Source organism: Pelagimonas phthalicica (assembly GCF_004364805.1).
In the GTDB taxonomy this organism is placed as follows: Bacteria; Pseudomonadota; Alphaproteobacteria; order Rhodobacterales; family Rhodobacteraceae; genus Pelagimonas; species Pelagimonas phthalicica.
On record NZ_SOAP01000001.1, the window covers coordinates 311,900 to 330,115 of the forward strand.

The 18,216-nt window shown below is 57.1% G+C and carries 22 protein-coding genes and 1 tRNA gene; 5 read left to right on the forward strand and 18 right to left on the reverse strand.

What is annotated here, in order from left to right:
* The 3 genes from CLV87_RS01565 to CLV87_RS01575 are packed head-to-tail and all read right to left on the reverse strand — an operon-like array spanning position 1 to position 2,011.
* Entirely contained in the window at positions 1-783 is a 783-nt protein-coding gene (locus CLV87_RS01565) for a metal ABC transporter permease (protein WP_099243965.1), read from the reverse strand.
* Positions 783-1,535 carry a metal ABC transporter ATP-binding protein gene (locus CLV87_RS01570; protein ID WP_099243963.1) on the reverse strand — a complete coding sequence of 251 codons (753 nt, stop codon included), beginning with the start codon at positions 1,533-1,535 and terminating at the stop codon, positions 783-785. The genes CLV87_RS01565 and CLV87_RS01570 overlap by 1 nt, the downstream gene beginning before the upstream one ends.
* On the reverse strand, positions 1,532-2,011 hold the full coding sequence (locus tag CLV87_RS01575) for a Fur family transcriptional regulator (protein WP_099243961.1): 480 nt from the start codon (positions 2,009-2,011) through the stop codon (positions 1,532-1,534). The genes CLV87_RS01570 and CLV87_RS01575 overlap by 4 nt, the downstream gene beginning before the upstream one ends.
* Positions 2,012-2,121: 110 nt before the next feature.
* On the opposite strand from CLV87_RS01575, the gene CLV87_RS01580 reads away from it, so the two are divergent.
* Entirely contained in the window at positions 2,122-3,306 is a 1,185-nt protein-coding gene (locus tag CLV87_RS01580) for a zinc ABC transporter substrate-binding protein (protein ID WP_099243959.1), read from the forward strand.
* A 106-nt stretch (positions 3,307-3,412) separates the two neighbouring features.
* On the opposite strand, the gene CLV87_RS01585 is transcribed toward CLV87_RS01580, so the two are convergent.
* From CLV87_RS01585 to CLV87_RS01625, 9 genes are all read right to left on the reverse strand, one after another.
* The gene (locus CLV87_RS01585) at positions 3,413-3,595 is read right to left on the reverse strand and encodes a DNA gyrase inhibitor YacG (protein ID WP_099243957.1); all 183 of its coding nucleotides are present in this window, start codon (positions 3,593-3,595) and stop codon (positions 3,413-3,415) included.
* The gene (locus CLV87_RS01590; protein ID WP_099243955.1) at positions 3,592-4,632 is read right to left on the reverse strand and encodes a ribonuclease E/G; all 1,041 of its coding nucleotides are present in this window, start codon (positions 4,630-4,632) and stop codon (positions 3,592-3,594) included. The genes CLV87_RS01585 and CLV87_RS01590 overlap by 4 nt, the downstream gene beginning before the upstream one ends.
* Positions 4,629-5,219 carry a Maf family protein gene (locus CLV87_RS01595; protein WP_099244905.1) on the reverse strand — a complete coding sequence of 197 codons (591 nt, stop codon included), beginning with the start codon at positions 5,217-5,219 and terminating at the stop codon, positions 4,629-4,631. The genes CLV87_RS01590 and CLV87_RS01595 overlap by 4 nt, the downstream gene beginning before the upstream one ends.
* A 162-nt stretch (positions 5,220-5,381) precedes the next feature.
* Positions 5,382-5,600 (reverse strand): translation initiation factor IF-1, encoded by a 219-nt coding sequence (gene infA / locus CLV87_RS01600; RefSeq protein WP_005978431.1) that lies wholly within the window; start codon positions 5,598-5,600, stop codon positions 5,382-5,384.
* Positions 5,601-5,682: 82 nt separating this feature from the next.
* Entirely contained in the window at positions 5,683-6,564 is an 882-nt protein-coding gene (locus CLV87_RS01605) for a carbon-nitrogen hydrolase family protein (RefSeq protein ID WP_099243953.1), read from the reverse strand.
* A 33-nt stretch (positions 6,565-6,597) separates the two neighbouring features.
* Positions 6,598-7,179: a GNAT family N-acetyltransferase gene (locus tag CLV87_RS01610; protein ID WP_099243952.1), complete on the reverse strand. Its 582-nt coding sequence runs from the start codon at positions 7,177-7,179 to the stop codon at positions 6,598-6,600.
* Positions 7,176-7,571 carry a ketosteroid isomerase-related protein gene (locus CLV87_RS01615; RefSeq protein WP_099243950.1) on the reverse strand — a complete coding sequence of 132 codons (396 nt, stop codon included), beginning with the start codon at positions 7,569-7,571 and terminating at the stop codon, positions 7,176-7,178. Before CLV87_RS01615 ends, CLV87_RS01610 begins: the two co-directional genes overlap by 4 nt.
* Complete coding sequence (locus CLV87_RS01620) at positions 7,568-8,014, reverse strand: arsenate-mycothiol transferase ArsC (protein ID WP_099243948.1); 447 nt, start codon at positions 8,012-8,014, stop codon at positions 7,568-7,570. The genes CLV87_RS01615 and CLV87_RS01620 overlap by 4 nt, the downstream gene beginning before the upstream one ends.
* 3 nt (positions 8,015-8,017) lie before the next feature.
* Positions 8,018-8,497, reverse strand: coding sequence for a UPF0262 family protein (locus tag CLV87_RS01625; protein ID WP_099243946.1), 480 nt, complete (start codon positions 8,495-8,497; stop codon positions 8,018-8,020).
* 138 nt (positions 8,498-8,635) lie between these two features.
* On the opposite strand from CLV87_RS01625, the gene CLV87_RS01630 reads away from it, so the two are divergent.
* Positions 8,636-9,691 (forward strand): DUF418 domain-containing protein, encoded by a 1,056-nt coding sequence (locus tag CLV87_RS01630; RefSeq protein ID WP_099243944.1) that lies wholly within the window; start codon positions 8,636-8,638, stop codon positions 9,689-9,691.
* A 33-nt stretch (positions 9,692-9,724) separates the two neighbouring features.
* Here CLV87_RS01630 and hisD read toward each other — a convergent pair whose 3' ends face one another.
* From hisD to CLV87_RS23755, 5 genes are read right to left on the reverse strand one after another with little or no spacing between them, the layout of a single operon-like run.
* Positions 9,725-11,026, reverse strand: a complete 1,302-nt coding sequence (hisD, locus tag CLV87_RS01635) for a histidinol dehydrogenase (RefSeq protein WP_099244903.1) — start codon at positions 11,024-11,026, stop codon at positions 9,725-9,727.
* Positions 11,027-11,075: 49 nt separating this feature from the next.
* The gene (locus tag CLV87_RS01640) at positions 11,076-11,570 is read right to left on the reverse strand and encodes a GNAT family N-acetyltransferase (RefSeq protein ID WP_099243942.1); all 495 of its coding nucleotides are present in this window, start codon (positions 11,568-11,570) and stop codon (positions 11,076-11,078) included.
* Entirely contained in the window at positions 11,567-12,046 is a 480-nt protein-coding gene (locus CLV87_RS01645) for a DUF2948 family protein (RefSeq protein ID WP_099243940.1), read from the reverse strand. The genes CLV87_RS01640 and CLV87_RS01645 overlap by 4 nt, the downstream gene beginning before the upstream one ends.
* A complete protein-coding gene (murA, locus tag CLV87_RS01650; protein ID WP_099243938.1) occupies positions 12,043-13,314 on the reverse strand; it encodes a UDP-N-acetylglucosamine 1-carboxyvinyltransferase in 1,272 nt (423 codons plus the stop codon). The genes CLV87_RS01645 and murA overlap by 4 nt, the downstream gene beginning before the upstream one ends.
* Positions 13,315-13,319: 5 nt before the next feature.
* Positions 13,320-13,493 (reverse strand): hypothetical protein, encoded by a 174-nt coding sequence (locus CLV87_RS23755; protein WP_166652643.1) that lies wholly within the window; start codon positions 13,491-13,493, stop codon positions 13,320-13,322.
* Between the two features lie 149 nt (positions 13,494-13,642).
* On the opposite strand from CLV87_RS23755, the gene CLV87_RS01655 reads away from it, so the two are divergent.
* From CLV87_RS01655 to CLV87_RS01665, 3 genes are all read left to right on the forward strand, one after another.
* Positions 13,643-13,717, forward strand: a tRNA-Thr gene (locus CLV87_RS01655).
* 246 nt (positions 13,718-13,963) lie between these two features.
* The gene (locus tag CLV87_RS01660; protein WP_099243937.1) at positions 13,964-16,117 is read left to right on the forward strand and encodes a methyl-accepting chemotaxis protein; all 2,154 of its coding nucleotides are present in this window, start codon (positions 13,964-13,966) and stop codon (positions 16,115-16,117) included.
* Between the two features lie 184 nt (positions 16,118-16,301).
* On the forward strand, positions 16,302-16,715 hold the full coding sequence (locus tag CLV87_RS01665; RefSeq protein ID WP_099243935.1) for a VOC family protein: 414 nt from the start codon (positions 16,302-16,304) through the stop codon (positions 16,713-16,715).
* Between the two features lie 14 nt (positions 16,716-16,729).
* Here the strand turns inward: CLV87_RS01665 and CLV87_RS01670 are convergent, their stop codons facing one another.
* On the reverse strand, positions 16,730-18,214 hold the full coding sequence (locus tag CLV87_RS01670; RefSeq protein WP_099243933.1) for a class I adenylate-forming enzyme family protein: 1,485 nt from the start codon (positions 18,212-18,214) through the stop codon (positions 16,730-16,732).
* Between the last annotated feature and the right edge of the window lie 2 nt (positions 18,215-18,216).

Genomic DNA, 18,216 nt, shown 5'->3' on the forward strand with positions numbered 1-18,216 from the left:
CTAACGGCGTCCAAACAGGCTCGAGACAAGAAACAACCCGGCGGCGGCGCAAACGATGCTTGGCCCGGCGGGTGTGTCTATTTCCCAAGCGGCCCACAAGCCCAAGAGAGAGGCGCAAATGCCCAGACCCGCAGCCCCAACAACCATCTGTTCCGGGGTGCGGGCAAAAGGGCGCGCCGAGGCTGCCGGGATGATCAGCATCGCGCCGATCAACAACGCCCCAACGATCTTGATGGCCACGGCAACCACCAAGGCCAAGGCCAGCATCAAGACATATTTTTCCCGCTCCGGGTCATTGTCGGACGCATAGGACAGGTCAGGCGACAAGGTCGCCAGCAACAGCCCATTCCAGCGCCAAAGGATCAGCGCCCAAACCGCCGCCGCCCCGCACCAGATCATCAAGAGATCGCTCTTGGCCACCGCCAGGATGTCGCCAAACAGATATGCCTCAAGGCTGATGCGCGGCCCATCGACCAAGGACACCGCCACAAGGCCAAAGGCCAAGGCCGAATGGCTGGCAACGCCCAGGATCATATCCGGGCCAAATCCGCGCCCGGTCAGGGCCGCAACCGTAAAAGCCATGCCAAGGCTGATCAGCAAGGTGCCGGCAAAGACAGGCGCTGAAAAGGCCAAGGCCAAAGCCACGCCCAAAACCGCCGCATGTGCGGTTGCATCGCCAAAATAGGCCATGCGTCGCCAGACGACGAATACGCCCAGTGGCGCGGCGGCCACGGCAACACCCACCGCGCCCAGCACGGCGCGGGTCAGGAAATGGTCCAACATTATGCCGTCTCCTGATGATCATGGTCACAAGATGCGCCATCATCATGGCTGTGATTGTGTTGGTGCCGGTAAAGCGCCAGTGCGCCGCCCGTGCCACTGCCAAACAGGGCGCGATATTCTTCGGCCTGCGCGACGACTTCGGGGCGGCCTTCGCAGCAAATATGGCCGTTCACGCAAAGAACCCGGTCAGAGGCGCTCATCACTACGTGCAAATCATGGCTGACCATCAGCACGGCGCAGCCGAGATTGTCGCGCACCTCTTCGATACGTTTGTAAAAGGCCGCCTGCCCCGGCTGATCCAACCCGGTGGTTGGTTCATCCAGTAGCAGGATCTCTGGCTTGTTCAACAGGGCCCGCGCCAGCATCGCCCTTTGAAACTGCCCGCCGGACAGATCGGTCAGCTGGCGATCGGCGATTTCGCTCGCCCCGGCATCAGCCAAAGCCGCCTGCCGGGCTTCACGCGGGCTGCGCCGCGGCAGATCCAGAAAGCGCGACACAGTCATCGGCATCGAGGGATCGACGCTCAGGCTTTGGGGAACATAGCCTAAACGCAAGCCTTTCTTACGAGTCACTTGCCCTTGGAACGGGGTCACAGCGCCGATCAAAGCCTTCATCAAGCTCGATTTGCCCGAGCCATTCGGCCCGACAATCGTGACGATCTCACCGGCATGAATCGCAAAATCAACGTTACGCAACACGGTGACATTGCCCCGTTTGACATGCATGCCCCGCGTTTCAATCAGCGCCGTCATGCGGTTTTGTCCTGGCAGTCCGGGCAAACTCCCTCTGCTTCGATTGAGACTTTTTCAACGGTAAAGCCCAAATCCGTCCCGGCTTTGGCCACAACATCGGACACAGGTTTGCCCGGCAATTCCGCGACGGTCGAACATTCGCGGCAGATCAGAAAGCTTGGCGCATGGTGTTCGCCCGGATGGACACAGGCGATAAACGCGTTCAGGCGTTCGATCCGATGGACGAATCCGTTGCTGACCAGAAAATCCAAAGCGCGGTAAGCGACCGGCGGTTGCGAGCCGAGCCCCTCTTCGCGCAAAAAATCCAAGACCTCATAGGCCCCCATAGCGGTATGTTTTTGAGCAAGAATTTCCAACACGCGCCGCCGAACCGGCGTCAATTGCAGGCCTTTCTCACGACAGGTCTCTTCGGCCACCTGCAACGTGTTCGAGATACATTGCGTGTGATCGTGAGACTCAAAACCATTGGCGGTCATGCGAACTTGTCCTTTGAGGGGATCGTTTTGGGGTTGATATGTTATGTTCTAACCTTCTACAAGCTGTGACTGTTATATCATAACATCCGCCCTGCCTGAAGAGAGACCCAATGAAACTGCAATATTCTGCCTTTGCTCTGATGATGACCTCAAGCGCCGTTTTGGCCGAAGCCCCAAATGTTGTCACAGATATCGCCCCAATCCACAGCCTAGTCTCCATGGTGATGGGTCAAACGGGCGAACCGGACATGCTGATTGAACCGGGCACATCCGCCCATGATCTCGTGTTGAAGCCGAGCCAGGCGCAAATGCTGAGCGATGCGAATGTTGTGATCTGGGTTGGCCCCGAGTTGAATCCGGCCGCCGGGAACCATATCGAGACACTGGCCCCCAATGCGTTGCATATTGAGTTGATGGAAGTCGAAGGCACACACATCTTGCCGTTCCGCGAAAACGCGATTTTTGGCGGGCATGATGATCATGACGCTCATGAGGAGCACGCTGAACACGATCACGACGATCATGATCACGGGCATGACGACCATGCAGATCACGATGATCATGCAGAACATGCGCATGAAGATGACCATGCCGAGCATGATCACAAAGAAGAACATGATGACGGTCACGACCATGGTGACCAACATGATCACGCCCATGAAGGCGAAGAGCATCACGATGATCATGACGACCACGCCCATGATGATCACAAGGAAGACGGTCATGAAGAGGCTGGGCACCATGATCACCACCATGGCGAAAACGACCCGCATGTCTGGCTGTCACCGGACAACGCCATCTTCTGGCTGGGCGTGATTGCCGAAGAGCTTGGCAAAGTCGATCAGGACAATCGTGACACCTATTTCTACAACGCGACCAAAGCGATCGAAGAAATCAAAGCGGCAGAGACCCGCGCAAAGGCGATCCTGGAACCGGTCAAAGATGCCCCACTAGCGGCCTATCACGACGCGTATCAGTATTACGAAGAAGCGTTTGATCTGAACGTTCTGGGCGCGATTACCGATAGTGACGATGTTGCCCCCGGTGCCAAGCGGATCGGCACATTGCGCGACGAGTTTGCCGAGCTTCAGCCCAAGTGCTTTTTCATGGAACCTGGCGCAAACGCGCGTCTGATCTTGTCTGTCGGCTGGGCGGAACTGCTCAACAATGACAGCGGTAAAGAGCCAATTGCCCGCCTCGACCCACAAGGTCGGTATCTTGAACTTGGTGCAGGCCTCTACCCGGCCTTGATCGAAGACACGGCGCAACGCATTGCGGATTGTGTGGCAGAATAACTGCGCCGCTACGTATAGAAATCGAAACCCCGCCTTGGTGATCAAGGCGGGGTTTTCTTTTTTGAACCGGCGTTTCACGCGCAAAGAAAACGGTTACGCACGTTTTCTAATGTGGCTTGCGCTGCGCCTCAGCGGCGGCAATCGCCGCTTCTTCCATATCTTCCGGATCTTGCGATGGGGTCGAATAGGACCCCGAAAGCCACTTGGCCAAATCAATATCCGCGCAGCGTTTGGAGCAAAACGGGCGGTATTTGACATCGGTGTCTTTTGCGCAAATCGGGCAGCTCATGATTTGGCCCTCAGGCTTTTCAAGGCCAGTCGGTCGCGTTTGCGCTGAATTTCCATCAACCCAAGCTGCGTCCACCCGGCCAGAATGGTTTCGGTCGCTTCACGTTTCAAGGACGCCCGCAAAACGCCCTCAAGCTGCTTACGCTCTTTCTTGGGGCACGGGGCCGGGTCGACAATGATCTGCCCGCCAAGGCCACGCAGGCGCAGCTGGCGTGGAAGGTCCTTGAGCGCCGCCAAGTTGGCCTTGAGCCCTGCCGAGAACGACGTGTCACCGCCCGTATTGATATCAACAGCCACCAAAGCCGAGGTCGGCTCGATGATCATGGAATACCCGCCGGGCAAAGCCACATGCGGCTCTAGGGCGCGATCGATTTGGTCCAGCACATCGTGATGTTCAAAACTGCCCGGCTCATTGGCAATCTGAGCCGGGTCCGTCCATTCGCGCCAGGCCATCGCATGGGGGCCGTCGCCCTCGGATAGCAATTCCGCCTCGGTGCCTGTGTCGCCCAGAACGGCCGTCGCCAATTCCGCCATGGCCAGTACATCATCGCTGATGTCTTCCGGATCTGCATCGGCACAAGACGACCGCAGGATCAAACCGGCATTTTCTGGCAAGGCGCAGTCGGCCAAGGCCTCATGCGCAGCTTCCAACGCGGCCTCTCGCAACTCATCATCCTTGATCGCGCGCGAGACATTGATGCCCGGTGCATCCGGCGTGACAATGGCGTAGCGGGATTTGAACAGCAGGCGCTGGGTGACTGGAATGGCTTTGCCCGGATCGGCATAACCCGTCACTTGCACCATCAATGGCTGACCGGGCTTTAACCCTTTGACCTGACGCAGAAACGCCATGCCGTCAGGCGTGCGCAGAAACATGCCCCCCTGCCCTTTCACGGGCCGGTCGGCAATGGCGCGGTAAATCGTTCCCGGACGCGGCAGATCGGTGTCGATCAGCAAATCATCCAACTGACCATCCTTGATCAAAGCCGCGGCCTCGCGCCCTTGCCAATGGTCCAATGCGATAAGAGTTCCCTTCATGAGGCAGGCTTGTAAAGCGGATAGCCCGCAGACAGAAGCAAATTCGCCGTCTCCGCCAGCGGAAGGCCAACGACGGCTGTAAATGACCCGTTGATCCAAGGGACAAAGGCCCCTGCTGGGCCCTGAATGGCATAGCCGCCAGCCTTGCCCTGCCAGTCATTGCTGGCGAGATAGGCGTTCAGCTCTTCGTTCGAAAGGTTCTTCATCTTGACCTGGGTGACCACATCGCGTTCCCAAACCTGATCCCCCTTACGAACCGCCACAGCTGTGATGACGCGGTGGCGCCGCCCCGACAGCATGGTCAGAAACTCTGCCGCTTCTGCCGCATCAGCCGGTTTGCCAAGAATGCGACGCCCCAGCGCCACAGTGGTATCCGCAGACAGAACGATCTCGGAAGGTTCTGCCGGGATGGCCAGCGCCTTTTCCCGCGCAAGACGCACACAATAGGGGCGCGCTGCCTCGCCCTTCAACGGATCTTCGTTGATGTCAGGCGGGCGAATGTCATCGGCCACAATACCAAGCTGGGCCAGCAACTCACGGCGGCGCGGGCTGCCGGACCCAAGAATGAGGCGGGTTTTGTCTGTCATCACAACATCCGCATAGGTTTGAAGTGGGATTGGCCAGTCAGGCCGGGTGCTGAAAAGTTTTTCAAAACTTTTGCAAATTCCGTGCACGGAATTTTGGCGCATAGAAGTGAGGTCTTGGACGAAAAACGCCGGGGTGGTCCCCGGCGGTCTTCAACGCATCGCTTATTTGAAGCGGTAGTTGATGCGCCCCTTGGTCAGGTCATAGGGGGTCATTTCAACCTGGACTTTGTCGCCAGCCAGAACACGGATGCGGTTCTTGCGCATCTTGCCTGCCGTATGTGCGATGATTTCATGGCCGTTTTCAAGCTCGACCCGGAATGTCGCATTCGGCAGGAGTTCCTTCACGACACCAGGAAATTCGAGCGTATCTTCCTTGGCCATGTTTTCTCCATCATTTGCCATCCCGCCAGACGCGGGACCCCTGCGATATGAGCCTTTTTTGCTGGTATTTCAAGCCACCATATCAGCGCAACTGCGTTATTTGCGCTGCTTTGCAGCGGGTTTCCTGGTCAATCCAGTGCCGCCGATTGAATTGAGCGCCGGTTTCACGCGCCTGACGCACATTGGTTAACGAAACCTCAGCATAGGTCCATCCGGGCGTGTTCAACTCTCCAAGCGCCAGAATACCGGTATCCGGGAAACCGGCATCAGGTGGGCCAAAGACACCACCCGCCCCGACATTCTCATCGACCGCGGGCGACCAATCGCAATCACCGACCGTCGAGGCCATCACGCAAACGCATTGGTTTTCCAAAGCCCGCGCCATCGCCCCGATCCGCACCCGCCAATAGCCAGCCAATGTGTCCGTGCAACTGGGAACCAGCAGAATATCCGCCTCGGACAAGGCGCGACCCAGCAAGGGAAATTCGCTGTCATAACAGATGAGAATACCGATCTTGCCCAGGGCCGTGTCGAACACCTGCAGTTGCTCACCGGCATCAACATGCCAGATCTCGCGCTCAAACCGGGTCATGATTTGTTTGTCCTGCGCAACCATCTCGCCGGACGGCGCAAAGAGGCGGGCGCGGTTGACGGGACGTGCCTCATCATCGGCAAAGACCGGTGCGGACGCCGCCAGGATATGCACCTTGAACCGCTGCGCCAACGCGGCATGCAGACGGTCTGCGGCTGGTAGGTACCCGGCGACCGCCTTCAAAGACGCCTCCAAATCCGCTGCAATCTCAGCCCCGGACAAAGTCGCCAATTCCATCGCTCCATACTCAGGAAAGACCAGCAAGTCAGCCCCGTTATCCGCTGCCTCACGCACCCAGGCCGTGAGTTTTTCGGTATAGGCCTCCCAATCGGCCAAGACCTCCATCGGATAGGCGGCAGTTGCGATTTTCATGTTGTCAACCAATCCATTATCTGCCTCAGCGTTTCAAATCTGTCTTTGCCAAAACTGAAGGCGCTTCTTGCTCTCGCTATGCTGATCTACATCCGTCCAGGTGAACTCGGCCATCACATCAGGAACCGGCGCATACCCACGTTTGCGCCAAAACGGATCAAGGGACGCGTAACCTTTGTGGCGCAGCGCGTGATCCTCGGGTCGGATAACGGCACAGAAGGCGCAATGGGTTAGCCCTAGTTTTCGCGCCTGCTCCTCTCGCAGGTCAAAGAATCGATGACCAATGCCATGCCCGCGATAACCCGGCAAAAGCACGGATTCGGCGCAATAGAATGTCTGTTCTGCATGGGGCAAAGCCCCAATGATCTGGGTCGCATCCGCATGATCGACAAAGGGCATGCCTGTGGCGGCACCGACAATCTTGTCCCCATCGCGAGCGGCCACAAGAATGGCGTGCGGGTTATTGCGGTACGAACGCAGGTAATGACGCTCATAATCCATGTCGCCATCATAGAGATAGGGAAAGGCGCGGAACACTTCGATACGCAGCTGCGCCAAATCATCCAGAGCCGCGTCAAACGCGTCTCCGGTCAAGGCTTCTACGGTCAGGGTCATGAGACCTGACGCACCCAATCAGCCAGATTGTAGTAGGTGACCACGCGGGAGATCTTGCCATCCTGCAAGGAAAAGAACGATCCGGCGGGCAGTTTATAGGTTTGCCCCGTGGCCTCGGGTAGGCCCGCATCTGTGGCTTTATAGGTGCCGTTGACCGTGTATTCCGCGGCGGCACGGGTGCCGTCCTCGGACAGGAAAATCACCATATCGGTCAGATTTTCGGCATAGCAGCGGCTCATATGGTCGCAAAAATCACCAAACTTTTCTTTGCCGATGCGCACCTGCCCCTCGTTGACGTGATGCGCGACATCTTCGGTCAGGCAATCCAGCATTGCAGGCGTATCACCCGCATTGAAAGCGTCAAAATAGGTCTGGATCGTGTCGCGGCTCATTCTTGTCCCCATTTGCCCTGCATCCGATCCGTCAATTGTTCGCGGGTCTGACGATAGGCATTCAATTTCTGTTCACGGGTTTCCCCAATGCCTGTCGGGTCCATGATGGGCCAATATTCCACTGTAAGATGGTAGAACCGGGTCAATTCCAACGCCCGGCGTTGCGAGGCCGGGGACAAGGTCACGATCACATCAAAGCCTGACAAGGCCTCTCCGTTTTCTTCCATTTCCTCAAAGGAGCGCGAGCGGTGACGCGACAATTCAACGTCTATTTCCGAACAAACCGAAATGGCAAAGCCGTCAATTTCCAGATCATTGACCACGCCCACCGACTGAACATAGGTCTCTGTCCCGAAAAGCTTTTTCATGATGCCTTCGGCCATGGGAGAACGCACGGCATTATGATCGCAGCAAAAAAGAACTGATTGCGGCAAGCCCCCCACGCATCAGCCTCCGAAATGCAAGACGCAGACCAAGGTAAAGAGACGGCGCGCGGTGGCGTCATCAATCTCGACCTTGCCATCAAGACGTTCCTGCAAAATGCGTGCGCCTTCGTTATGGATGCCACGTCGGGCCATATCGATGGTTTCGATCTGGCTGGGTGGCAGGGTTTTAACCGCGTCGAAATAGCTTTTGCAGATCTGGAAATAATCCTTCACCACCTGCCGAAACGGCGACAAAGACAAATGGAAATCCCCGGCCTTGTCGCCGCTTTCTGTATTGACCTCAAAGACCAACCGTTTGTCCCGGATCGACAGGCCCACATCATACGGCCCCTCAGGCACGTCGCGATCATCACGCGACGGCAGAGTAAAGGAGTTTTCCTCCATCAAATCAAACATGGCGACGCGGCGCTCTTGTTCGATTTCAGGTGTCGGCGGTGGCAGATTGGCGTCATCAAGCGCGATATGTGCAATACGAGTCATGGGTCAGTCACTTATCCTGTTACACAAATGTGTAGCGTGGCCATAACAAAGGGGCAATGAGACCTATTCATAAGTTCCAAAGCTGGACATTTTGCCCCAAGCCCCCACCTGTCTGTACAAAGGCATTTGGGAAAAGTGATGAAAAACAAGGCAGAGAAGAGCAGGCCCCGTTTGGAAGGGCTGGATCTAGCCCGGTTTCTGGCGCTGTTCGGCATGGTCATCGTCAATTTCAAGATCGCCATGGGCGTTGAACAGGCAACCGGAATCCTTGGACAACTCTCTGGCGCTCTGGAGGGTCGGGCTGCTGCCAGTTTTGTGGTCCTGGCAGGAATTGGTTTGGGCTTGGCCTATCGCGGAGCTTTTCAAAACACGCTGGTCACAGCTCTGAAACGCGCGCTGTTTCTCTTGGTACTGGGCCTCGCCAATATGCTCATCTTTGAGGCTGATATCCTGCACTACTACGCCTTTTACTTTGCCTTTGGCGCGCTGTTGTTGCCGTTTGGGACCGGGGTTTTGATCGCTATTGTGGTGGCGCTGAACCTCGCCTTTGTCGCGATGTTGATGGTGTTCAACTATGACGCTGGCTGGGATTGGGTCACATTGACCTATAGCGGCTTCTGGACACCCCAAGGGTTCATTCGCAACCTGTTTTTCAATGGCTGGCACCCGGTAGTCCCATGGTTGGGTTTCCTTGTGGTCGGGATTATTCTAAGCCGTCTGACTTTGGCAGAACGCAGCACACAATGGCGGCTGTTCTTGGGCGGGATCGTTGGCCTGATCGCGACCGAATTGGTCAGCGGATTCATGATAAGTTTGGTCCCGAACGACCCCGAGCTTGCGGTTTTGCTTGGCACTGCCCCCGTGCCACCTATGCCGCTTTACACAGTCGCGGGCATTTCCGCCGCCTGTCTCGTTGTCGGCGCAAGCCTGCTACTGGCCCCTACCCTGCAAAAATGGCGGCTTATGCAATTATTCACCCCCGCCGGGCGACAAACCCTAACGCTCTATATCGCGCATATCCTGATTGGCATGGGCACGTTAGAGGCGTTGGGCATGCTGGGCGGACAAAGCATCGAGGCTGCTTTCAGCGCTGCGATACTCTTTGTTCTGGCCGCCATGACCTATGCTTGGATATGGAAACACGTCTTTAAACGTGGTCCAATCGAAGCGGTCATGCGCAAACTGGCCGGGTAGTCGCCATGTCTACAACGACGCCCGGCCGACCGCTCAGCCATTAAGTTTCTTCAACCGTGCAGTGACCGACAGGCCATGTGCCTCAAGGCTTTCCGACGTCGCGAGGATTTCGGCTGCGGGACCAATCGCTTTGAGCGCGGCCGGTGTCATGCGGGCAAGTGTTGTGCGTTTGACAAAATCCATCACCGACAGACCCGAGCTAAAACGCGCCGAGCGGGCGGTGGGCAAAACGTGGTTTGGGCCACCGACATAATCGCCAATCGCTTCGGGCGTCCATTGGCCAAGGAAAATCGCGCCCGCATGGGTGCATTTTTCAGCCAATGCATCGGGATCCGCGACGCAGAGCTCTAGGTGTTCCGGGGCAATGCGGTTGGACAGCGCCGCCGCTTCGTCCAGATCACGCACGGTGATCACCGCGCCGTAATCACGCCAGCTGCCCCCTGCAATCGCGCTGCGCTCCAGCGTTTCCAGACGTTTTTCAACGGCTTCAGCAACAGCGCGGCCAAAACCTGCATCGGTGGTGATCAACAGCGATTGCGCGCTTTCATCATGTTCGGCCTGGCTCATCAGGTCCAGGGCGATCCAATCCGGGTCGTTGTCACCATCGGCGATCACCAGAATTTCAGACGGGCCAGCAATCATGTCGATGCCAACCTTGCCAAATACCCGCCGTTTGGCCGCAGCAACAAAGGCATTGCCGGGACCGGTGATTTTATCAACAGGGGCAATGGTTTCTGTACCATAAGCCAGGGCCGCAATCGCCTGAGCCCCACCAATGCGGTAGACCTCATCCACGCCTGACAGTTTCGCCGCCAGCATAACCAACGGGTTCACCACGCCATCCGGTGTTGGCACAGTGATAGCCAGCCGTTCGACCCCAGCCACCTTGGCGGGGATTGCGTTCATCAGCACAGAAGAGGGATATGATGCCAGCCCACCCGGCACATATAACCCCGCCGCTGAAACAGCCGTCCAACGCCAGCCCAGCTCGGCCCCGCTGTCATCGGTCCACCGCTCATCCCGCGGCAATTGCTTTTCGTGATAGGCGCGGATGCGCGCCGCGGCCGTTTCCAGCGCCTGACGTTCCTCGTCAGAGACTTGCGCGCAATAGCCGTCAATCTCTTCCGCGCTAAACCGCATGCCTGCCGCGTCCAAAGGCAGACGGTCAAATTTTTCAGTCAGCTCCAGCACAGCCGCATCGCCCCGCGCCCGCACATCTGCGATGATTTCGGCGACAACAGCGTCGACATCCGGGCTGTCTTCGCGCTTGGCGTTCAACAGGGCCCCAAAGGCGGCTTCGAAATCAGTGTCGGTGCTGTCAAGAAAGACGGGCATGAGCTTCTCCGGAATTACCCCGGCTGAATAGCCCTTGTGGCAGCGGGTCTCAAGCGTGATCAAGCTGCTTTAGCATCAGCAAATCGTCGCGCGGCGTGCCATTGACGATCACCGACCGCGGCCGCAGCCCGATTTGAACAAAACCACAGGATTTATAGAGGCCAATCGCCCCGTGATTTGTCGCATCCACGCAAAGCTCAACCTGCAACAGACCCATGTCGCGCGCCGCCTGTTCGGCCACTTGCATCAAAGCCCGGCCAAGCCCCCTGCCCTGCGCGCTGGGATGCACGTATAGCGGCCCAAGATCGCCCATATGGCGCAACCGTTCCGGCCCGCCACGCGACAAGGCAATCATGCCAACCAGCTGGTCTTGTACAAATGCGCCAAAAATCGTGCCCTGTTCCAACCGCGCAATCAATTGCGCATCTGTCATGCCCACAGCTTCGGCTTCGGTCAGGAGAAATGCGTCGGGCGTTCGGCGCAACCCATCAAGCCACATGGCGCGATAGGCCGACAGGTCAGCACCAGTCAGTGCGCGGATCATTCGGGGTGCGAGGGGGCTTTGCCCGATGGGGCAATATAAGGGCGCGTTACGTCTTTGAGCGTCACTTCCAATGCCTCGACCTCGGCGCGCAGGGCCCCGTCACCGGCGAAAGTCAGCAAAACATGCCCGCCGCCCTCTTCCCCCGGTTCAAAGGACACAGATAAAAGCGACAGGATCATCTCTTGGTCAGATTTATCAATCCCTTGTGCGCCAACGCCCAAAGCGGTTTCGATGGTCAAGAGCGACTGCACCCGTTCCACAGGACGCCCGCGTTGGGCGGCAGCATCCAGATCCTCGCGGCGCACGCGATTGAGCAAGAGGCACAGACGATGGTGACGTTTCTGAAAAGCGATTTCGGTGACGGGCAGCACAGAATCCTGCACCAAAGCCGATACGACCTGCAAATCCTCAGCATCCACCGCCCCCAGGTTCAGGGGACGTTCACCGCCATCTTCGAAACGTGCGTCTTCGCTCATTCGCCTTTGACCCTTTCGATCTCTGCACCGACATTGCGCAGCTTGCGCACAACATGTTCGTAACCGCGATCCAGGTGATAGACACGGCTGACCTTGGTTTCACCCTCAGCAGCCAGCCCCGCCAGGATCAAGGAAACCGAGGCACGCAGGTCAGTCGCCATAACCGGTGCACCGCGCAGTTTTTCCACGCCGGTGACTTTGGCGGTCCCGCCGCTCACATCAATCTGCGCCCCCATGCGCATCAATTCCGGCGCGTGCATAAAGCGGTTCTCAAAGATCTTCTCTTCGAGAACCGAAGTTCCTTCGGCGGTGCAAAGCAGCGCCATCATCTGGGCCTGCAAATCGGTTGGGAAGCCCGGGAAAGGCTCTGTGGTTACGTCCACAGCCTTGATCCGGCCATTCTTGCGCGCCACGGTCAGACCTTTGTCGGTTTCGGTCACCGAAACACCGGCCAGCTCCAGCTTTTCAACAAAGGATTCGACCAAGGACAGGCGACCGCCCAGGCAAGTCACTTCACCGCCGCAAATCGCCGGGGCCAGCATATAAGTGCCTAGCTCGATCCGGTCCGTCACCACGCGATGGGTTGCACCGCCAAGACGATCGACACCTTGAATGGTGATCGTGCTGGTGCCGTCCCCGTCGATTTGCGCGCCCATCTTGCGCAGGCAATCAGCCAGATCGACAATCTCAGGTTCGCGCGCGGCGTTGTTCAGAACGGTAGTTCCCTTGGCCAGAGTCGCCGCGAGCAACGCGTTCTCAGTCGCCCCAACCGAAGCAAAGGCAAAATCGACCACACCGCCACGCAACCCGCCAGACGGGGCTTTGGCGTGCACATAGCCGTCGCGCAGGTCCAGTTCGGCCCCCATCGCCTCAAGGGCTTTGAGGTGCAAATCAACCGGACGTGCGCCAATTGCACAACCACCGGGCAGCGAGACTTCGGCATATCCATAACGCGCCAGCAACGGCCCCAACACCAGGATCGAGGCACGCATCTTGCGCACGATGTCATATTCGGCGCGCTGGCTGGTCAAATCGTGGCTCGACATGGCCAAAACCTGCCCGTCTTGCAGGCTGGTGACCTCTGCCCCGAGCGATTGAAGCAGTTGCGTCATCGTGCGGATATCAGACAGGCGCGGCGCGTTGGTCAGCGTCAACGGCTCTTCGCTGAGCAAGGTGGCGGGCATCAGGGTCAGGCAGGCATTCTTGGCACCTGCAATCGGAATGTCACCATTCAGCGGGCCATTGCCCTTAACAATAATCGAATCCATACCTGTCAGTCCTTGTCCTGTACCGCCTCATCCCCGTTTTCCGGCACATCCTGCGCCGTCGCACTGCGAGCCCGGGCCTGCGCCTTGCGCCGCCCCATATTGGCCTTGAGCGCAGCTTTCAGACGCTTTTCGCGTCCGGCATCCTTGTGCTTTTTACGGGGTTGTTTGTTTTGTTCCATGCCCTGCTTTACCCCAGCCTTTGACACGGGTCCAGTGGGGCGCTGATCCCAGGCGAACAGCCTTGGCGAAGAAAATCGAACGAAGGCACACTTTTTTCAATTTCCCTCTTGCACCCTCGCAAAACCGGGTCTAGAAGCCCGCTCACGCTGCTGCTGTAGCTCAGAGGTAGAGCACTCCCTTGGTAAGGGAGAGGTCGAGAGTTCAATTCTCTCCAGCAGCACCATCTTCCAACCTTGTTTAACCGCCTAGCTGAAGATAGTGCGCAGTTTCTGTCGAAACTGTATGTGCAGCGGCTTTTCCCGAGCGTCGCATGATCATGTTCCATAAAATTGAACCTTTTTTGGCTAAAAGAACACATTCAAATCCACTGCTATAAAATCGGTCTTAAGAGCCCTTCAGGCACAAAGCTTGCGCGCGATTCACTTACTGGCCTGACTTCTGGCCTTCGCAGAGCGGTGGAGGCTCATTTATGCAAGCGATCTTTTCCCTACCTGTTCGCACACTTGGCAGAGCGATTGTTGGCTCCATTCTGTTCACCGCCATCATGATTGCGGGCATGTCGTTTTGGTCGTTCAACAGAACCGGCGACGCGGCCAACCTTATGTCCGAATATGAACGGCGCGCCAATCCAAGCGAACGTGCGCAAAATGAACTGGTTCAAGCCCTTGGATATGGTGGAATGATCCATCAATTCAAAAACTACGTGCTGCGGGGGGATGAAAAATATTACCACGCTGCCGGTCAAAACGCCGGGGCCGCCATGGCCGCGTTGGAGCAGCTCAAGAATCTCAATCCTGAAAAGGCGGAAGAACTAGATGCCGTGGGGCAAACAATCCAATCCTATGTCGCAGCGCTAGAGACTGTTGAAAACCAGTATGGCGCAGGTAAATCCGCCGCAGAAACAGACAGTGTCGTCAAAATCGATGATTCTCCGGCCCTGAATGCGATCACATCCCTGTCGGCTTCTCGTGCGGAAACCGAAACCGAAAGCAAGGCCAGCATTTTGGCAGAGTTACGTGGCCATATTGGCTATGGCGGTATGATTCACCAGTTCAAGAACCTGGTGCTGCGCGGCGACAAACCGCGCATTGCTAAAGTCGAAGCAGCCGCCGCTGCAGCCCAAGCTGCCTTGGCAAGGTACCGGGCAATGTCGCATTCCCCTGAAGAGGGCCAAGCCATTGCTGATATTGAACAAACCATTGGGAAATATGCGGCTGCCTTGACGGATGTTTCGGCCATGATCGACGCGGGTAAATCTGCCGAAGAGATGGATTCCGTTGTCAAAATATCGGATGGCCCAGCTCTGGATGGTCTGCGCGTCCTCGATGCCGCTGTCGTTGCAGAAGGGCGGCAGATTTCGCAAACTGTTCACGACAATCTGGCGGCCACGCAAACACTTGTGACAATTGTCGGTGGGATTATCGCAGTCCTCTCTTTGCTCACTGCGCTTGGTGCACGTGAAATTCTGCGCCGCGGCGTTGTTTCCAAACAAGACAAGGCAGACGAAATGGCTGCGACCTTGCAACAGGAACGTGAAGATTTTCAGATGCAGGTGTCACAACTGGCAGCTGCCGCAAGTGCAGGTGATTTCAGCAAACGTATCAACCGCGATTATGGCGACGACACCTTGGCCGAGGTCGCGTCGCATCTGGATCAGTTGCTGGACAAGATCGAAGGCGGTCTTAACGCCGTGGTTCAGGTCAGCCACGCGCTGGCGCGAGGAGACTTGACCCAACGCATGGACGGAGACTTTGACGGTGCCTTCGCGCGGCTGCAACTGTCGATGAACGAAGCGGTGACCTCCATGTCAGATTCCATCCGTGCCGTCTTGGGCAGTTCGTCGGAGATTTCGGACTACACCGCCAATATTTCATCGGCGGCCTCTGACCTTGCCCGTCGCACTGAAACCCAATCTTACAACCTCGAAACAAGTGCCGCTACATTGGGAGAGCTCACAAGCTCTGTCGATGAAATCAGTACCCGCGTCTCCGCCGCGCGCGGTACAGCTGAAGCCGCAAATGAGATCGCGCAGAACGGGGCCACCGTGGTCGAAGAAGCCATTAGCGCGATGGACAAGATCGTCGATACCTCAAAAAAGATTTCCAAAGTCACTGAGTTGATCGAAGAAATTGCATTTCAAACCAATCTCTTGGCTTTGAATGCCGGTGTTGAGGCCGCTCGGGCTGGCGAAAGTGGTCGCGGCTTTGCCGTTGTCGCCTCCGAAGTTCTAGCCTTGGCACATCGCGCGTCGGACGCCGTTCAAGAGATCAACGATCTCATCAGTTCCAGTGAATTGGAAATCGAAGATGGTGCCGGGCGCATCGCCGAAGCCGGGAATTCGATCAAGGGGATCTCAGGCTATGTTCGGGAATTGGACCAAGCCATCGAAGCGGTGGCCAGCTCGACCGGGGATCAGGCCACGCGACTGAACCAGGTCAACAAAGCCATTTCCGAGCTTGAAGGGGTGACCCAGCAAAATGCGTCGATGTTTGAACAAACCGCCGCGTCCATTCAATCATTGAATGAGTTGACCAGCGACCTCTTGGGGACAGGTGAGAAATTTCAGGTGGAGCCACCGCAAACCGCGCCTGAACAAGAGCATGAGTTGAAAGAGGCAAGTTAAGAGTCGCACCCTTTCTGTCGAGACATCAGAGGCGGGCCATTTGCGTCCGGCTGTAACGTCGCGGTGCCCCCTGGATGACTTTTCCCCTGTCCTTAACCTGGGGCAACTGGTTGCCAAACAGTGATGCTTTTCTCCCGTCCAAACTCGCGCTATTTGCAGGAGAGACCCAAAGCTCGGAGCTGACATGCTGACACCTTTCCACCTCGCCTATAATGTCACGGATCTCGACGCGGCACGGCAGTTTTACGGAGAAACGCTGGGCTGCAAGGAAGGACGTTCAACCGACTCATGGGTCGATTTCAGTTTTTTCGGGCACCAGATCTCACTCCATCTGGGTGAACCTTTCAAAATCCAGGCAACCGGCAAGGTTGGTGACCACATGGTTCCCATGCCACATCTCGGCGTCGTTTTGCACATGCCAGATTGGAAAGCACTGGCCGCGAGATTGACCGAAGCGCAAATCGCATTTGTCATCGAACCAACCATCCGGTTTGCCGGAGAGCCGGGCGAACAGGCGACCATGTTCTTTTACGACCCAAGCGGGAACCCCATTGAAGTCAAGGGGTTTGCCGACATGGAGGCCGTTTTCGCCTCATAACCTTTGAGGATGGATCACTCCTTGATCAGAGCTGGCAGGTCCTTTTTCAGGATCTTGCCCGTCGCCGCCGCCGGAAGCTTTTCCATGACCACAATGCGCCAAGGGCGTTTGTAGCCAGTCAATTGCGTTTGCGCATAGGCGTGCAAATCCTCTTCGTTGGGCCAATCATTGGGCGAGGCTTCGACAAAGGCGCAAACCTTCTCATCCCCGTCGCGTGTGACGCCAACTACAGCGCATTGGATCACCTGAGGATGCTCATTCAGTGCCGCCTCGACCTCGGGCGGGTAGACATTGAAGCCGCCGTGAATAATCAACTCCTTGGACCGTCCCATGATGTGCAAATTGCCCTGCGCGTCCAGCCGCCCCAGATCCCCTGACCGCAACCAGCCATCCGGGGTAAAGGCCGCCGCTGTCGCCTCTTGATTGCGGAAATACCCTTTCATCACGCCCCCACCGGCGATCAGGATTTCCCCGACTTCGCCACCTCCGCCTGGGGCCTGCACATCAAGTTTCAGCTGCACACCGGGAAAAGGTTGACCAACTGAGATGTCATCATTGCTGCCCATATGGCGCGTGACGCAGACCCCGGCACTGGCTTCGGTCATGCCATAACCGTTCTGCAAGGGCTGGCCGAAAAAGGCTTCGGCTTTGCTTTTCCAGTCGATATCCAACGGGGCCGCGCCGGATGACACATAGCGCAGGCTGTCAATTGGCAGGTGCTCATGCCCCTGTTCGCGGGTGTAATGCATCAGTTGCGCCAGCATCTGCGGCACAGAGGAGAGCAGCGTGACCCCTTTCAACAAAGCATTGTAGAGATTGGCCGGTGCAAACCTGGGTTCAATCCGGATAGAAGCACCGCCCAAAAGCGCAGCCACAACGACCGAGGCAAGCCCAAAAACATGGCTCATCGGAAGCACGCCGTATAGCACATCCTCAGCCGTGATCTTGCGGACATCGCAAGAGACGCGACCGCCAAAGATCAGGTTGTCATGGGTCAGCATAACGCCCTTGGGCACGCCAGTTGTGCCAGTGGTGTAAAGAATGGCACCAACATCGCTCAGCTCTTCCACAGGATCCGTCGCTCGCGACGTGGCGAAAAGCGCTCCGTTCAAACCAGCAAGACACATGTCCTGCGCGCCGGCCCATTCGGCATGTACCTTGGCCTCTTTTGACACGCTCACGGTGAACAAGACTGCAGCCGGGGTTGCGTGGTCGATAACGCGTTGCAGATCCTTGTCGGTTTGGCGCGCGTTAAAGGGGATCAACACCGCGCCGACCTTGGATACCGCCAGCAAGGTCGCGACCGCAGGGGCGCAGTTTTCCATGACCAGCAAAACCCGGTCCGTCGGTTTCACCCCCAGATCAACCAGTTTCTGGGCCAGCTCATCAACCACATGGCCCAAAATCTCGTAGCACCAGTCAAACCCGAGGCTGTCTGTCAAAGCCGGCGCAACGGGCTGCTTCGCAACTTTCTGCTCCAATATGTCGTGAATGCGCATGG

What these genes read in the sequence shown, in the direction of transcription:
- CLV87_RS01565 (WP_099243965.1), bottom strand. Translation starts at nt 783, where the DNA reads ATGTTGGACCATTTCCTGACCCGCGCCGTGCTGGGCGCGGTGGGTGTT.
- CLV87_RS01570 (WP_099243963.1), bottom strand. Translation starts at nt 1,535, where the DNA reads ATGACGGCGCTGATTGAAACGCGGGGCATGCATGTCAAACGGGGCAAT.
- CLV87_RS01575 (WP_099243961.1), bottom strand. Translation starts at nt 2,011, where the DNA reads ATGACCGCCAATGGTTTTGAGTCTCACGATCACACGCAATGTATCTCG.
- CLV87_RS01580 (WP_099243959.1), top strand. Translation starts at nt 2,122, where the DNA reads ATGAAACTGCAATATTCTGCCTTTGCTCTGATGATGACCTCAAGCGCC.
- CLV87_RS01585 (WP_099243957.1), bottom strand. Translation starts at nt 3,595, where the DNA reads ATGAGCTGCCCGATTTGCGCAAAAGACACCGATGTCAAATACCGCCCG.
- CLV87_RS01590 (WP_099243955.1), bottom strand. Translation starts at nt 4,632, where the DNA reads ATGAAGGGAACTCTTATCGCATTGGACCATTGGCAAGGGCGCGAGGCC.
- CLV87_RS01595 (WP_099244905.1), bottom strand. Translation starts at nt 5,219, where the DNA reads ATGACAGACAAAACCCGCCTCATTCTTGGGTCCGGCAGCCCGCGCCGC.
- infA (WP_005978431.1), bottom strand. Translation starts at nt 5,600, where the DNA reads ATGGCCAAGGAAGATACGCTCGAATTTCCTGGTGTCGTGAAGGAACTC.
- CLV87_RS01605 (WP_099243953.1), bottom strand. Translation starts at nt 6,564, where the DNA reads ATGAAAATCGCAACTGCCGCCTATCCGATGGAGGTCTTGGCCGATTGG.
- CLV87_RS01610 (WP_099243952.1), bottom strand. Translation starts at nt 7,179, where the DNA reads ATGACCCTGACCGTAGAAGCCTTGACCGGAGACGCGTTTGACGCGGCT.
- CLV87_RS01615 (WP_099243950.1), bottom strand. Translation starts at nt 7,571, where the DNA reads ATGAGCCGCGACACGATCCAGACCTATTTTGACGCTTTCAATGCGGGT.
- CLV87_RS01625 (WP_099243946.1), bottom strand. Translation starts at nt 8,497, where the DNA reads ATGACTCGTATTGCACATATCGCGCTTGATGACGCCAATCTGCCACCG.
- CLV87_RS01630 (WP_099243944.1), top strand. Translation starts at nt 8,636, where the DNA reads ATGAAAAACAAGGCAGAGAAGAGCAGGCCCCGTTTGGAAGGGCTGGAT.
- hisD (WP_099244903.1), bottom strand. Translation starts at nt 11,026, where the DNA reads ATGCCCGTCTTTCTTGACAGCACCGACACTGATTTCGAAGCCGCCTTT.
- CLV87_RS01640 (WP_099243942.1), bottom strand. Translation starts at nt 11,570, where the DNA reads ATGATCCGCGCACTGACTGGTGCTGACCTGTCGGCCTATCGCGCCATG.
- CLV87_RS01645 (WP_099243940.1), bottom strand. Translation starts at nt 12,046, where the DNA reads ATGAGCGAAGACGCACGTTTCGAAGATGGCGGTGAACGTCCCCTGAAC.
- murA (WP_099243938.1), bottom strand. Translation starts at nt 13,314, where the DNA reads ATGGATTCGATTATTGTTAAGGGCAATGGCCCGCTGAATGGTGACATT.
- CLV87_RS23755 (WP_166652643.1), bottom strand. Translation starts at nt 13,493, where the DNA reads ATGGAACAAAACAAACAACCCCGTAAAAAGCACAAGGATGCCGGACGC.
- CLV87_RS01660 (WP_099243937.1), top strand. Translation starts at nt 13,964, where the DNA reads ATGCAAGCGATCTTTTCCCTACCTGTTCGCACACTTGGCAGAGCGATT.
- CLV87_RS01665 (WP_099243935.1), top strand. Translation starts at nt 16,302, where the DNA reads ATGCTGACACCTTTCCACCTCGCCTATAATGTCACGGATCTCGACGCG.
- CLV87_RS01670 (WP_099243933.1), bottom strand. Translation starts at nt 18,214, where the DNA reads ATGCGCATTCACGACATATTGGAGCAGAAAGTTGCGAAGCAGCCCGTT.